Source organism: Leptolyngbya sp. NIES-2104 (genome assembly GCF_001485215.1).
Classification (GTDB): Bacteria; Cyanobacteriota; Cyanobacteriia; order Leptolyngbyales; family Leptolyngbyaceae; genus Leptolyngbya.
The window spans coordinates 4,783,809-4,798,324 of sequence record NZ_BBWW01000001.1; the positions used below are offsets into that span (position 1 = coordinate 4,783,809).

Annotated in this window: 12 protein-coding genes; 6 read left to right on the forward strand and 6 right to left on the reverse strand. The window is 48.5% G+C overall.

Features of this window, described 5'->3' with window-relative positions; genetic code table 11:
- Nucleotides 1–207 precede the first annotated feature (207 nt).
- The 4 genes from NIES2104_RS23010 to NIES2104_RS23025 all read right to left on the reverse strand — a co-directional run bounded on the left by NIES2104_RS23010 (nt 208) and on the right by NIES2104_RS23025 (nt 2,867).
- Nucleotides 208–798 carry a J domain-containing protein gene (locus NIES2104_RS23010; protein ID WP_059000579.1) on the reverse strand — a complete coding sequence of 197 codons (591 nt, stop codon included), beginning with the start codon at nt 796–798 and terminating at the stop codon, nt 208–210.
- 62 nt (nt 799–860) lie between these two features.
- Nucleotides 861–1,454 (reverse strand): ATP-dependent Clp protease proteolytic subunit, encoded by a 594-nt coding sequence (locus tag NIES2104_RS23015; protein ID WP_059000580.1) that lies wholly within the window; start codon nt 1,452–1,454, stop codon nt 861–863.
- A gap of 16 nt (nt 1,455–1,470) precedes the next feature.
- Entirely contained in the window at nt 1,471–2,100 is a 630-nt protein-coding gene (locus NIES2104_RS23020) for an ATP-dependent Clp protease proteolytic subunit (protein WP_059000581.1), read from the reverse strand.
- 80 nt (nt 2,101–2,180) lie between these two features.
- A complete protein-coding gene (locus NIES2104_RS23025) occupies nt 2,181–2,867 on the reverse strand; it encodes an ATP-dependent Clp protease proteolytic subunit (RefSeq protein WP_059000582.1) in 687 nt (228 codons plus the stop codon).
- A 200-nt stretch (nt 2,868–3,067) separates the two neighbouring features.
- Here NIES2104_RS23025 and NIES2104_RS23030 point away from each other — a divergent pair, with 200 nt between their 5' ends.
- From NIES2104_RS23030 to purF, 3 genes are all read left to right on the forward strand, one after another.
- Entirely contained in the window at nt 3,068–3,571 is a 504-nt protein-coding gene (locus NIES2104_RS23030) for an orange carotenoid protein N-terminal domain-containing protein (protein ID WP_059000583.1), read from the forward strand.
- A gap of 227 nt (nt 3,572–3,798) precedes the next feature.
- Complete coding sequence (gene purL / locus NIES2104_RS23035; protein ID WP_059000584.1) at nt 3,799–6,129, forward strand: phosphoribosylformylglycinamidine synthase subunit PurL; 2,331 nt, start codon at nt 3,799–3,801, stop codon at nt 6,127–6,129.
- A gap of 89 nt (nt 6,130–6,218) precedes the next feature.
- Nucleotides 6,219–7,697, forward strand: a complete 1,479-nt coding sequence (purF, locus tag NIES2104_RS23040; protein WP_059000585.1) for an amidophosphoribosyltransferase — start codon at nt 6,219–6,221, stop codon at nt 7,695–7,697.
- 197 nt (nt 7,698–7,894) lie between these two features.
- On the opposite strand, the gene NIES2104_RS23045 is transcribed toward purF, so the two are convergent.
- A complete protein-coding gene (locus tag NIES2104_RS23045) occupies nt 7,895–8,233 on the reverse strand; it encodes an NAD(P)H-quinone oxidoreductase subunit M (protein ID WP_059002029.1) in 339 nt (112 codons plus the stop codon).
- A 111-nt stretch (nt 8,234–8,344) separates the two neighbouring features.
- Between NIES2104_RS23045 and NIES2104_RS23050 the strand changes: the two genes are divergently transcribed.
- Entirely contained in the window at nt 8,345–9,085 is a 741-nt protein-coding gene (locus NIES2104_RS23050) for a histidine phosphatase family protein (RefSeq protein ID WP_059000586.1), read from the forward strand.
- Between the two features lie 140 nt (nt 9,086–9,225).
- A complete protein-coding gene (locus NIES2104_RS23055) occupies nt 9,226–10,062 on the forward strand; it encodes a hypothetical protein (protein ID WP_072218121.1) in 837 nt (278 codons plus the stop codon).
- A gap of 338 nt (nt 10,063–10,400) precedes the next feature.
- Here NIES2104_RS23055 and NIES2104_RS23060 read toward each other — a convergent pair whose 3' ends face one another.
- Complete coding sequence (locus NIES2104_RS23060) at nt 10,401–12,086, reverse strand: ATP-binding protein (protein ID WP_059000587.1); 1,686 nt, start codon at nt 12,084–12,086, stop codon at nt 10,401–10,403.
- A gap of 355 nt (nt 12,087–12,441) precedes the next feature.
- Here NIES2104_RS23060 and NIES2104_RS23065 point away from each other — a divergent pair, with 355 nt between their 5' ends.
- Nucleotides 12,442–14,493, forward strand: coding sequence for a GAF domain-containing protein (locus NIES2104_RS23065; RefSeq protein ID WP_059000588.1), 2,052 nt, complete (start codon nt 12,442–12,444; stop codon nt 14,491–14,493).
- The last annotated feature ends 23 nt before the right edge of the window (nt 14,494–14,516 follow it).

The following is a 14,516-nucleotide window of genomic DNA, read 5'->3' on the forward strand; positions in this document are numbered from 1 at the left end:
TCAAGATCAGATTGGCAATGGTTGAAGAACCGTAGAGTTGTTATCCAGCTTTACTGTCAATCTCGGACTTAAAGAATTAAGCAACCTTGTTATAAGTGTAGAAATTCGTCAAAACTACGCAGAGGTATGTCCCTCGGTGTAGTCCTCTGTATCTATCCTATACCAAAAGTCGATCGCTGATCCACTTATTTTGCCGCTACAACCCGCTCAGCGTCTACGATAGATTTTTTCTTCGAGCTTACGAAAATCTTGTTCGATTTCTGCCCAGAGTCGTCGATTGTGGGGATCAGTGCGGAGAGCCTTCTTCAGATACGATCGCGCTTTTTCGTAATCGCGCTCCGTCATTAAATGCTGTCCCCAACGGTGATAAGTAATTGCCTGCCATTGCCGCACATCGGGATAGTCGGGGAAGCGTTGGGCTAATCCTTCGACCAGAGCAACCGCACGCGGAAATCTTTTGAGCTTGAATAAATCTTGTAATTGCTCGTATGAGGCTTGCAATAATTGTCGATCGACTAAGGAAAGTTCCGGGGCTTCCGGTGTGTGAGTCACTTTGATCGTCACTTTCGGAGGTTCTGCCGATTTCGGTTCTTCGGATTCTTCGGGTTCTGCGGGAACGATCCCCATGAGAAACTGGTACGCTTCGGTGATGCGAATGAAGCGATCTTTTGCGCGATCGTCGCCCGGATTCAAGTCGGGATGGAGTTGACGCGCCAGTTTCCGATAGGCGGCTTTGATGTCTTCGTGGGTTGCTCCTGTCCTTAGCCCTAGTAAGCGGTAAGAATCAGCGATATTCATAGATACAAAAAAGGGCAGAACTTATTGCATTCTGCCACTTCTTTTTGAAATTGGTGTGACGATTAGACGGTTTCGATGACGCGATCGATCAGTCCATATTCCTTCGCTTCAGCGGCAGACATGAAATAATCGCGATCGGTGTCTTTTTCGATCTTCTCAAGCGGTTGTCCGGTACGGTCTGCGAGCATTCCATTTAATTGATGACGCATCCGAATGATTTCACGTGCTTCGATCTCGATGTCGGTCGCTTGTTGTCGTCCGGTTCCACCAAGGGGTTGGTGAATCATGATCCGAGAGTGGGGAAGAGCAACGCGCTTTCCTTTACTGCCAGCAGCGAGGAGAAAGGCTCCCATCGAAGCCGCAAGCCCGACGCAGATCGTGATCACTTCAGATTTGATGTGCTGCATCGTGTCGTAGATCGCCATTCCCGCTGTGACCGAGCCACCGGGGGAATTGATATACAACTGAATCGGCTTGGTCGGATCTTCGGAATCGAGATAGAGCATGATTGCCACAATCTGATTCGCGATATTGTCATCGACATCTTGGCTTAAGAAAATGATGCGCTCTAGGCTGAGACGCTGATAGATATCGATCCATTGCTCGTATGAGCTACCCGGTAAACGATACGGGACTTTCGGAGTTCCAATTGGCATAAGACAAAACTCTCAATTAAACGAGGGCGGGTAGTTGTTTCGGTAGCTCTTTGGTGCTGGAGACAACACGATCGATGAGTCCATATTCTTTCGCTTCGTCAGCGGTGAGATAGAACCGTCGATCAAGGTCTTTCGTGAGTTTCTCAACACTGTGTCCAGTATTGAGCGACAGGATTTCTAGGAATGTACGGCGATCGGCAATCACTTTTTGGGCATCGACTTGGATGTCGGTGGCTTGACCTCTCGATTGTCCATACTGCGGTGACAGAACCAGTTCTGCGTTTGGCAAACTCAGGCGCGATCCTTTTGTGCCAGACGACAACAGCAACACAGCACTACTGGCAGCGATCCCCATACAAATCGTATGAACGGGCGCTTTGATGTACTGCATCGTGTCGTAGATCGCCATGCTTGCCGCCAGCGAAGACACGCCGCCCCCGACTCGCTCACCGTAGGAATTGATGTACAGGTAAATCGGTTTCGTTGCGTCTTCTGAATTGAGATAAAGCAGAAGGGCGACAATTCCATTTGCCGTGTTGTCATCAATTTCGCCATCGAGAAATACAATGCGCTCGAATGCCATGCGGGTGTAGATATCGACCCACTGCACCTGTTGGCTACCGGGAAGACGGTAAGGAACTTGCATAAGGCAGGAAGAATAAGGGGTGTGGGGTGTGGGGTGTGGGGTGTGGGGAAGATTGGAAATATAATTCTCCCTACTCCCTACTAAGTTAGGGCAGCAACAGGTTTCGGGAGTTGCTTCGTACTTTCGAGAACGCGATCGATTAACCCGTATTCTTTCGCCTCTTGCGGAGTCATGTAGAACGTACGATCGGTGTCTTTGACGATTTTCTCGATCGTTTGTCCGGTGTTCTTAGACAGAATGTCGAGGATCGCCGCACGATTTTCGAGCACTTCTTTTGCTCGAATCTGAATATCAGTCGCTTGTCCGCGTGTGCCTGATTTCGGTTGGTTTAGAACAATCGTCGCGTGAGGCAAACTTGCCCGAAAGCCTTTTGTTCCAGCCGCGAGAATCATTGCTGCTGTTCCCACTGCTTGACCGATACAAATCGTATGCACCGGAGGCTTAATGTAACTGAGCGTATCGCAAACTGCAAAAGCTTCAGTTTCAAACCCGATTGTTTCGCCTTCCCAAGAAGTCCCAGTCGAGTTGATGTAGAAAAAGATCGGCTTTTCGGGATCATCGAACTGCAAATATAGAAGCTGCGCGATGATCAAACGGGTGTAGTCTTGGTTGGGGTTTCTGCGATATTCATCGATCGAGTGCAGAGGTCCGCCAAGATAAACGATGCGCTCTTTGAGCATCAACGATGCCAAATCGGGTGGCGGGGTGCGGTAGGACGCATCGCCATAATAAGTCGAGGACTGAACAGCCTTAATCGGTGATTCCATAGCAGTTGCCAGAAACAAATTGCCTATAAGTGGCGGTTTACTCATGGTAGCGCGGACAACGAGGAATATTTCAGCCTGGTCGATTACGGTTTACCGGGCAGACGTACCTCTATCTATAGCGGGGATCAATTGTCCCTCTCTGGCGAGTCGATCGACAAAGACACTTTTGATACGGTTTGGAGGTCGAATGGTAATTTTTTATGACTTATACAACTTCGGGTACAGCAAACGATCTAATCGAAGCGTTTCAGCAGTTGGATGCCGATACTCAACTAGCTCTGTTCTGGTTTATTTATAAGGAGATGGGCGGTGCAATCACGCCAGCGGCTCCGGGAGCAAGTACGGTTTCGCCAGCGATCGCAGAAGGCATTTTCAATCAAATTAAAGAACTGCCGCACGAAGAACAATTGAATGTGCAGCGGGACTTGATCGCTCGTCGCAATACGCCACTGACTCGTGAATATGGTGCGTTGGGCGATACGACAAAATTGCTCGTGTGGTATTTGTTAGCGCAAGGAATGGACAATCAGACGATCATTCCAATGCCAGCGGGATATGAGCTTGCACAAGAAGCACAGGGATTGCTCGATCGAGTAAAACAAATGGAATTCGAGCAGCAGATCACGTTCTTCAGAGATTATGTTGCACCGATGGGCGTTGATCCGACGGTGGGCGACGTGATTGATCCTGAGACTGGATTGTAATTTTCTGAAGCAACAGATCTTCGCGATCGGAGATCTGTTGCTTTTAATTCAATGACGTGAGTTCGATAAGTCTTTCCGCTTCGATTCTGTCTCGCCCCGGAATGAAATTCGGGGCGAATAAACAACAGAGCGAAGGAATTCACCGAACTGACGCTGAATGGAATTAATCAAGAAATCTGCGATCTTTGCCGATAGAATAAGTACCTGTTCTATCCGGGCTAGGGTTTATGTCTGTCCTGTCATCTGCGCCATTCTCCGAGGTCGAAATTGCTTCTGAAGGGATTAAGCCCGAAGAGTACGAAGAGATTGTGCGGCGCTTGGGTCGTCATCCGAATAAGGCTGAACTGGGAATGTTTGGCGTGATGTGGTCGGAACATTGCTGCTATAAGAATTCGCGACCGTTGTTGAAGCAGTTTCCGACTGAGGGCGATCGCGTTTTAGTCGGTCCGGGTGAAAATGCAGGGGTCGTGGATTTAGGCGACGGATTGCAGTTAGCGTTCAAAATCGAATCGCATAATCACCCCTCTGCGGTCGAACCGTTTCAAGGCGCAGCAACCGGAGTCGGCGGAATTTTGCGGGACATTTTCACGATGGGGGCAAGACCGATCGCGCTTCTGAATTCGCTACGGTTTGGAACGCTCGATGATGCCCGGACTCGTCGGATTGTAAACGGCGTTGTGGCAGGAATTTCTCACTACGGGAATTGCGTTGGAGTGCCCACAGTTGGTGGCGAAGTTTATTTCGATCGAGCTTATTCCGGCAATCCCTTGGTCAACGTGATGGCACTCGGATTGATGGAAACGACCGAGATTGTGAAATCGGGCGCGAAGGGACTCGGTAATCCGGTACTGTATGTGGGATCGACCACCGGACGGGATGGAATGGGTGGCGCGAGTTTTGCTAGTGCCGAATTGAGTGAGGAATCGATCGACGATCGTCCCGCTGTCCAAGTCGGTGATCCGTTCTTAGAAAAATCCTTGATCGAAGCTTGTTTAGAGGCATTCAAAACGGGTGCAGTCGTTGCCGCTCAAGACATGGGAGCGGCGGGAATTAGCTGTTCGACCTCAGAAATGGCGGCAAAAGGTGCAGTCGGAATTGAACTCGATCTCGATTTGATTCCGGTACGGGAAACGGGAATGGTTCCGTATGAGTATTTACTTTCGGAATCACAAGAGCGAATGCTGTTTGTGGCAGAAAAGGGACGCGAACAAGAACTAATCGATATTTTTGAAAAATGGGGACTTCATGCGGTTGTTGCTGGGAAAGTGATCGAGGAAGAGATCGTCAGAATTCTGTTTCAAGGTGCGATCGCTGCTGAAATTCCCGCAACCGCTCTGGCAGACAACACCCCGATCTATCATCGAGAACTGATGAGCGAACCGCCCGAATATGCTCAGAAAGCTTGGGCTTGGTCGGATGAGAACTTACCGAATTGTGACGAGCAAGGAATTGATGGACAAAGCTGGAACGATATTTTAGCCAAACTGTTGAACGCTCCTACGATCGCATCAAAGCGCTGGGTTTATCGCCAATACGATCACCAGGTCCAAAACAATACGGTGTTACTTCCAGGTGGTGCAGATGCCGCAGTCGTAAGAGTTCGACCGCTTGCAGATGCTCAAAGTAGTTCGGTTACTCCTGATCCCGCAATTCTAAATAAAGGTGTGGCAGCGACCGTTGACTGCAATCCTCGCTATGTTTATCTACATCCCTATGAAGGTGCGAAAGCTGCGGTCGCAGAAGCAGCGAGGAATTTAAGCTGTGTTGGAGCAGAGCCGATCGCAATCACCGATAATTTGAACTTCGGCAGTCCAGAAAAGCCGATCGGGTATTGGCAACTGTCCGAAGCGTGTCGCGGATTGTCGGAAGCTTGCCGCGAATTTTCTACACCTGTCACGGGTGGAAACGTTTCTCTATACAACGAGACTTTAGATTCTGAAGGTAAACCAGAGCCGATTTATCCGACTCCGGTTGTGGGAATGGTTGGATTTATTTCAGATCTCGATCGCATTGTCGGTCAAAGCTGGAAACACATCGGCGATGTCATTTACTTATTAGGTGCTCCGCTTTCAGATTCGCTCAGTTTGGGAGCCTCGGAATATCTAGCAACGGTGCATCAAACTGTGGCAGGAAAGCCGCCGATCGTTGATTTTGACCTTGAACGTAAAGTTCAAGCTGTTGTTCGATCGCAGATTCGCAGCGGTTTGATTCAATCGGCGCACGATTGTTCAGAAGGAGGAACTGCGATCGCGCTTTGCGAATCTTGTTTCGGTCATCAACTCGGCGCAGACATTCAAATTTCTGAAATTTCCGCTCGAATTGATCAAGTTCTGTTTGCTGAAGGGGGCGCGAGAATCATTGTCTCAGTTAAGCCGGAATCGATCGCAGAGTGGGAAGCGATTTTAACTTCAGAACTCGGCAATCATTGGCAAAAAATCGGCACGGTTGGGGGTGAATCCTTAAAGATTTCCATTGCCCAAAATTCGATTATCGACGCTACGATCGCAGAGTTGTACGCGGGTTGGTCGAGTGCGATCGAGCGGGGGCTGACCGAATAGCTCGCCGTTGTGTGCGATATTTAAGGAAATGTTAAGACTTCGTGTTTTCAACGTTCTGATTGCTGTCTAACTTACGCAAAACCAAGCCTATGCTACCTGACGATCGGTTTTCTGTAGATCCTGCTGAGCATCGTCCTGATAAACCAGAAGAAGCTTGCGGGGTGTTTGGGGTTTACGCGCCAGGTGAATCTGTGGCGAACTTAGCTTATTTTGGATTGTTTGCCTTGCAGCATCGCGGTCAAGAATCCGCTGGGATCGCCACATTTGAAGGAAATCACGTTCATCTTCACAAAGATATGGGCTTGGTGTCGCAGGTTTTCACTGAAACAAAATTGAAAGAGCTTCCCGGCGATTTAGCGATCGGGCACACGCGCTATTCAACCACTGGATCGAGTCGGGTTGTGAATGCTCAGCCAGCAGTTGTGCCATCACGATTAGGAACGCTTGCGCTAGCACACAATGGAAACTTGGTGAATACGGAACAACTCCGTGGACAACTTGCTGAGACGAATCACGACTTTGCTACGACAACGGATTCAGAAGCGATCGCACTCGCGATCGCTGAAGAAGTTAATCACGGTAATGATTGGATTCAAGGATCGATCAATGCGTTTAAGCGCTGTCAGGGTGCGTTTAGTTTAGCGATCGGAACTCCCAACGGTATGATTGGAACCCGCGACCCGAATGGGGTTCGTCCTTTGGTTCTCGGAACACTCGCACAAGAATCGCACAGTGCTCCCCTCCGATATGTTCTCGCATCAGAAACTTGTGCGCTTGATATCATTGGAGCCGATTACGTTCGAGATGTTCAACCGGGCGAACTGGTTTGGATCACTGAAGATGGAATTCAGTCGATTCAGTGGGCAGAACAACCTGCGCGGAAACTGTGCATTTTTGAAATGATCTATTTCGCTCGTCCTGATAGTTTGATGCACGATGAGACTTTGTATAGCTATCGGATGCGAATCGGGCGACAGTTAGCGAAAGAATCGACTGTCGATGCAGACATCGTGATCGCAGTTCCAGATTCGGGAGTTCCAGCAGCGATCGGCTTTTCTCAAACCTCTGGCATTCCCTATGCAGAAGGTTTGATCAAAAACCGCTATGTGGGACGTACCTTTATTCAACCGACGCAGGGAATGCGTGAAGCGGGAATTCGGATGAAGCTGAACCCGTTGAAAGATGTCCTTGCTGGGAAACGCGTGATCATTGTCGATGATTCGATCGTTCGTGGAACCACCAGCCGCAAAATCGTTAGAACGCTTCGAGATGCGGGCGCGATCGAGGTTCACATGAGAATTTCCTCACCTCCAGTAACGCATCCTTGCTTCTACGGCATTGACACAGATAGCCAGGATCATCTGATTGCGGCAACCAAATCGATCGAGGAAATCGCCAAACAAATCGAAGTCGATTCGCTGCAATATCTCAGTTGGGAAGGAATGCTCGACGCGACTAGAGAAAATCAAGACGAATTCTGTTCAGCGTGTTTTACCGGAGATTATCCGATCGGCATTCCTGAAACGGTGAAGCGATCGAAATTAATGCTGGAAAAAACCGCGAAATAGCAATCGCAAACTTTGTAATGCAGATAAAATATGCCTCTGACTGTAGCCTTGGAGCTTGATCGGAGGCATATTTCATTTCTCTAAAACTTAACGTTAAGTTCGACAAAGCTCTTCGCTTCGTTGCTCACCCGCCCCCGAATTCCATTCCGGGGCGGGGCTGAATCGGAGCGAGGAACGCATCGAATTCACGTTAAAATCTACGATTCCGGTTTCACCTGTGGCAATCCCAAACTGTAGTTCACCACTCGGCTCTCCAAGTTGTAAGCAATTTCACCTTTGTTGAGCAGCGATCGCACTAAATGTTCCAAATCCGATCCGATCCGGCGCAAATTGTAATCATTCAGCGATTGACCACTGTAAGACTCGACCAGTTCATCAAACTTGCTGTATATCTTTTGCAGTGCATCTTGGTTCCAGACCAACTCATTATCTGGATCAATATCCAGCGTCAGAACCTTATCGCTTTCGACCAACTCATTGTTCTGCACTTCCGCCGCGAAAATATGAATGTGGCGAGTTGTAGATTTGTGTAACATAAACTGACCTGGATTCACGTAGCTTGCTTATTGAAATTGTAAAGGTACTTCCTGCCAAAAATCTCGATCGCACCAAATCCATCTCTCAATCCTTTCCATTGATTCTCTCCCATGTCCAAAGTTCTCAAGCTGTTATTCATCCGCCACGCTCAATCGATCGGCAACATCGAAAAACGAATGCAAGGTCACGGCGATTACGAACTGTCTCCGCTCGGTCGGCAACAGTCCGAAAGACTCGCAAGACATCTCAAAACCGAATCTTGGCGACCCTCACACGTTTATTCAAGTCCCCTAAAACGAGCGGCACAAACGACAGAAATCCTACTGTCTTACTTTCAGAAGCCGCATTTACCCGCAGCGGTTAGCGATTTGATCGACCCAGAATCAGAAAACTCGATCGAGGACGAACCCGCACCGAGACAAATTCCGCTCCAATATGCCGAAGAATTAAAAGAATTTCAGAACGGAATTTTTCAGGGGTTGACGTGGGCAGAAGCACAATCTCGCTATCCAGATTTGTGCCGAAAATTAGAAACATCTCCAGATTGGATACCAATTCCCGAAGCCGAAACGCTGAACGATGCACGAGAGCGTTCCCGTCAATTTATCGATCGAATCATGCAGCATCATCGCGACGGTGATCAGCTTTGGATTGTGAGTCACAGTTGGATTTTGCAACACTTAATCGCTCAATTACTCGGAAGTGATAGATCCTGGCGATTACGCGCTCACAACACTGCCCTGTTTGAGTTTTGGATTGATCGATCGCGCTGGGAATTGCACAATCAAAATCGATTTAATACGGATTTGTGGCAAATTCGTAGATTCAATGATTTTCGTCATTTGCATTAGAAATTGTGCAATTAACGCTATCTTTTTGTCAGAAAAGACACTTTTTTGAAACTTATGCTTGCTCTTAAAACCAAAACAGGCGATATAGTATCCTAGTGGCTTTCTAGTCAGGGTTATTCGTTAACTAATTAATAGATCCCATGATTGTGAATGCGGTCAACGATATCTACAAGCAAGCTCACCAAGGCAGCGTGGCAGCGATCATTCAAATTTTGAATGACAAATTGTCAGAATCCGGGGTGAGAACTCGCGCCATTTTTGCCAATGGTGTCCTTCAGCTTCTTTGCGAAGCAGCAACGCCCGACCAACTCGATCGAGCGACCTTAACCGAACGCATCCGCAAAATTCTCGAATCGATTTCACCGCGTAACATCCGCCGTGTGAATATCAACAGCCGAATCGTGCGCGAACAGCAGTTACTTTGGTTTGAGGAAATCAATCGCGATCCTGATGGTCAACTGCTTTGGGCTGAAGAAATCTCGCTGAGACGACCGAATTTTGTCAAGGGCATGATTGAGGACTGGCGGGAAACGTTCAGTGAGCGCGATGACATTCCCAAAACGCTTTCACCTCAAGCCGTGCGCGAGAAGCGTCAGTTTACAAAGGGCATTCTCGGTGGCGTGGTGATCAGTGCCGCAGTCCTAGCCGCAGGTTGGGGCGTTTACGCCTGGAATCAAGGCAAACTTTTTGCAGGTGAGCAGAACCAGACTCAAGCGACCGCCCAACCGCAGTGGAAGGAAACGATCAAGCAAGATGGAGATTCGTTTGCTACGGCGGTGCGAGTCGCAGAGCGGGCAGCAAAAAGCGGTAGAGAGGCAAAAACTCCGACTCAATGGCAAGAAGTCGCCGACATGTGGGGAACGGCATCACGCTTGATGTCTGAAGTGCCAAATAGCCATCCTCGTGCAGATGTGGCGAAAAACCGGATGGCTGCTTATCGCAAGAATCAAGAGATTGCGCTGAAAAACGTGAAATAGAAGGTCGCTCGAGCATTTGGCGATCGGTGCGAAATCTTTGTGTACTGTCGATCGTTCTAAAGTGTGCTTCAGGATCATCTCGCTTCGTTCAGTCCCCGCCCCGGAATAAAATTCGGGGCTAATTGTGCGAAGTTCTTTGAAAAGGACTGAAGAGACTAATTTTGGCTTTTAGTCCCCTTTAGTGGACTTCGTTCTGTTAGCCCCGAATTCCATTCCGGGGCGGGCTAACAAGGCAGTGAGAAGGCTTTGAAGCTCACCCTGAAACAGTCACACGCACGATCTGTTTACGTAAAAAACCCATTTACTGGAAAAGCTTCGTTTACGATCGCTAAACTCTCCTAATCAATACTGCGACCTCGAACCGTTTGCGATCGACGTGGAACCGCAACAGGAGCAAGCTCAATTTGACGCTCCTGAACCCGATGGCTCTCAAAATGTTTTTGCCACATTGCAGGTGCGTCTAGGGTTTCTCCACCATGTTTTGTCAATCGTTGGCGGACTTTACACAACACAGGCGTATTCACACACGCACCAGAAATAATGATTTGCCCCTTAGTTAGTGCAGGCAATTCCTTCAGCAAGTCTCGTCCCGCTGCTTCGACTCCGTATTTCAAGCTTTCCTGATCCACGGGATTGACAATCCGCATGAGAAATTGACTCATACACTGAGAAAGCACATCTGCATCAAGCTTTCCAGGACGCTGTGTAATCAGTCCCACTCCTAACCCAAATTTTCGTCCTTCACTAAGAATTGTTCGCAATACTGATTTACATCGAGAAGGTTCGTGTGCGGGTGCGAAACGGTGCGCTTCTTCAATCAGGATAAATACGGGATAGGGCAAGTAGTTCTCATCTTGTGGCGAAATCAATTCCTTCTGAGTACTCATTCGGGCGTGATTCACTTGCCTCAGAACCGCTGCACAAATCACTTGCTGTTCTTCCTGGCTGATTTCATTCATCTGAAGGACGGTGACTTGTCCAGGCTGGAATAGTTCTTTTGGACTAACGGTATGTTCAAGATTGTGGAAATAGTGCGATCGCTCAATTTTCTCTAGCTTCCATTCCAAAGCCGGAGCCGACGATCCCGATCGTTCATTTCCATCATCATCGACTTGCACATCTGCTTCCCGCACTGCCGCGATTAAATCCTGAATTCCCCAGCGGTAGTCACCTTTTCGATGACTTTGAAGAATTCGGAAGGCTTTACTGAGCATCGCTTGTTGTCGATCGCTCATTTCTGGCAGCAACGCCAAAATGTCGTAATAATCGAGCGAAGAGATCCGAATCCGTACGTCGTCTGGAGACAGCACTTTTACCTTGGGCGAGTAGCCGTCCGGAGCCGCAAACGCTGGATGACCCCGCATTTCAGCTAAAGTGCCATACTCGCCATGTGGATCAAAAATCAAAACCGCTGCTCGATTGTGCGGCAATAATAATTCCTCAATCAGAACGCCTGCGGTGTAGGATTTCCCCGATCCGGTTCCTGCCAAAATCGCCATGTGCGTACTCACAAGCTCTTTCACGTCAAGCGCGATCGGGACTGCATTCATCTCACGCAATAACAGCGATCCGATATGCGCTGAACCGACATCTTGCGGCTGACGACGATTGAGAATACTCTGCAACATCAAATCATCCGCCAAAATCACTTTTGATCCTGGGTTGGGACTCTTTCGCGGATTCATGAAACCCAGTGACGGCTCGAAATATCCGATCACATCGACGCTGACTTCATAAATTTCGGGATTGTCATAGGTAAAACCGACCAAAGCCGCGATCGCTTCCGGGCTAATCTCCGTATCCGCAAAAATACGGTCAGGCAGGTGATCGATCAATCGTCGATCGGAGATCTTACCAAGAATTTTACGGAGAGTTCCCGCTTCACGCACCTCGTAATAAACATATTCACCAATGCGGACATACCGATTGTCAGACGTGATGAAAACGTACTGATTGCCGTTGTCACCGGGTCCTTTCACCGTACCCACAACGCTCGTCGGGTTTGAAGCAGGCTTTAGGCTCATAATGAGGAAGAAATCCAGCAGGAATTTCGTTCAAGTGTACTATTAAAACGATTCAGGTCAAGCGATTCGAGCAAATTTGTTCGATTTTTACTTCATCGAATCTTCGTTATTCTTTCCCGATTATCTTGAGAAATTGATGATCTAAAACGCAGGATCGAGGGAATTTACGGATACCTTCCTGGCTGTCAGATTGTAATCTGAGAACAATGGTGTAATAAATTGCAGTAAATGAATCCTAGTATTGGTAAAACCTTACCGATCTAATGATTCAGCGCTACGCTGCTCCCCTTAACTGAGTGACTGAAGCTTTGTGAAGGGAACTTCCCTACAGTGACGCAAACAGGCATGTGACAGGATGCAAGCAAAAGTTTCGCGATCGAGATCAATGGAGTCGCAGGAAGTTGTGGGGCGGGGCATGGATGTTGTCAACACTACAAGAGAAGAAGTGATTCGCCTAGAGTCGGATCGGCTTGCCTCGCTGTCCAATCCTTCCCGTGATGCTGTGCCTCACCCTAACGCCTATCCACCCCCACTCGCGTCGATCGAAACGACGATCGGACGCAAAATCACTCAGGCGCTCAGTCAGGCGACCCGACCTGAGGCTGTTTTGTCCGAAGTTGCAGCGCTGTTGGGGGAAACGTACGGTGTGCAAGCTTGTGTGATTTCGATTCCATCAGCAGGATCAGAAAAATCCTTAACTGCTTGGTTTTCAAAGTCCTATCTGAGCGGAAATCAGCAAAAAGAGTTTCTGTCAAACTACACACTGATTGAAACGGAAACGCTTACTCATTCAGAACTGTTTATTTCTGATTTAACGCTTAGCGAAATCGCTTATGTTTCTAAAGTCCTGCCGATTCGGGCGGTGATGAGTCTGCCTACGCAGTTTCAAGGGCAGACAAACGGCGTTGTGAGTTTGATGTGTGCTCAATCACGTCGTTGGACGGATTTGGAAATTGATACACTGATGCACATTGTCGATCACGTTGCGATCGCGATTTCGCAAATTTCACTCCAGCAAAAAGTCGCCAAGCAAGCGCAATATCAGGCACTGATTCGCAAGGTGACAATGGCGATTCAGAATTCCTTAGAGGTGCCGCAAGTTCAGGTGATGGCACTCGAAGGATTAGCCGAATCGCTAGAGATTGAGCAGGCGTTTGTTCTGAGATCCAAGTTTTGGGACCCACGTCAGAGTGTGCGATCGGATGGCGATCGGATTCCGAAAGCGCGAATCATGGTCGATAGCGAATGGCGACGTGATCCAGCCGAGCCAGAATCACCTCTGAGTCAATCCTTCTGGGTGAGCGATTGTGGGGTTTGCCAAGTCGCAGTTCGCAGTACAGCAAAATCGTTTGTGTTCGGTGCTTCAACAGAATTTCCTTCAGAAACGATTGCGCCAATCTTCGATCCAGAGAAGATGCCCGCTCTCATGCTCGTTCCGTTAGAGAGCAAGAATCGACTGCTTGGATTCATCGCAGTGCAGCAAAGTCGATCGCGCCACTGGCAACCCGAAGAAATCGAACTCGTTGAACTCTTGAGTGCTCAAATCAGTGCCGCAATTATTCAAACTGAAACGCTGCGTCAAGTTGAATCTTTAGTCGAAGAGCGAACCGCACAACTCCAACAAAGTTTAGAACTGCAAGCCAAGCTGTATGAGATTACCCGCAAACAGATCGAGAAACTGCGGGAAATGAATCAGCGCATGGATGAGTTTCTCAGTACACTCAGTCATGAACTCCGAACACCGCTAACAAGCATGATGTTAGCGATTCGGATGTTGCGGCAGGCGAATCTTTCTCCCGATCGTCGTCAGCAGTATTTGAACATTCTGGAGCAGCAATGTGCTCAGGAAACTAGTTTAATCAATGACTTGCTGGCGCTTCAGGAATTGGAAACAAAACAGGTCGCATTCCAGCTTCAGAAAGTCGATTTGCGACAAGCGATCGACGATGTTTCACAGTCCTTCCACCAGCGCTGGGTATCGAAAGGACTCACGCTCGATGTGAAGTTGCCACAGCGATTACCTGTGTTTAACACCGATCGCGATAGTTTCAATCGAATTTTGCTAGAACTGCTGACCAATGCGGGCAAATATGCTGATCCAAACAGCACCGTTCGTCTTCGAGTCACGGTTGAGCCTGGACAACAAATTAAGCTGGCATTATCCAATATTGGATCGGCAATCTCAGAGGAAGAACTGCCGCACATTTTTGAAAAGTTCCGGCGTTGTCAAGGCATGACCCAGAATGCGGTTCCGGGAACTGGGTTAGGGTTGGCGCTCGTCAAGAGTTTGGTTCAGCATTTGAACGGCGCGATCGAGGCAACGAGTGTCGCCACCGCTGATCCTCAATCCTACGAAACTTGCTTCACAGTGACACTGCCGCAGAATCTAGAAATTGCTGGGGCGTAGCTTTTCTTCACAATCCTGACTAG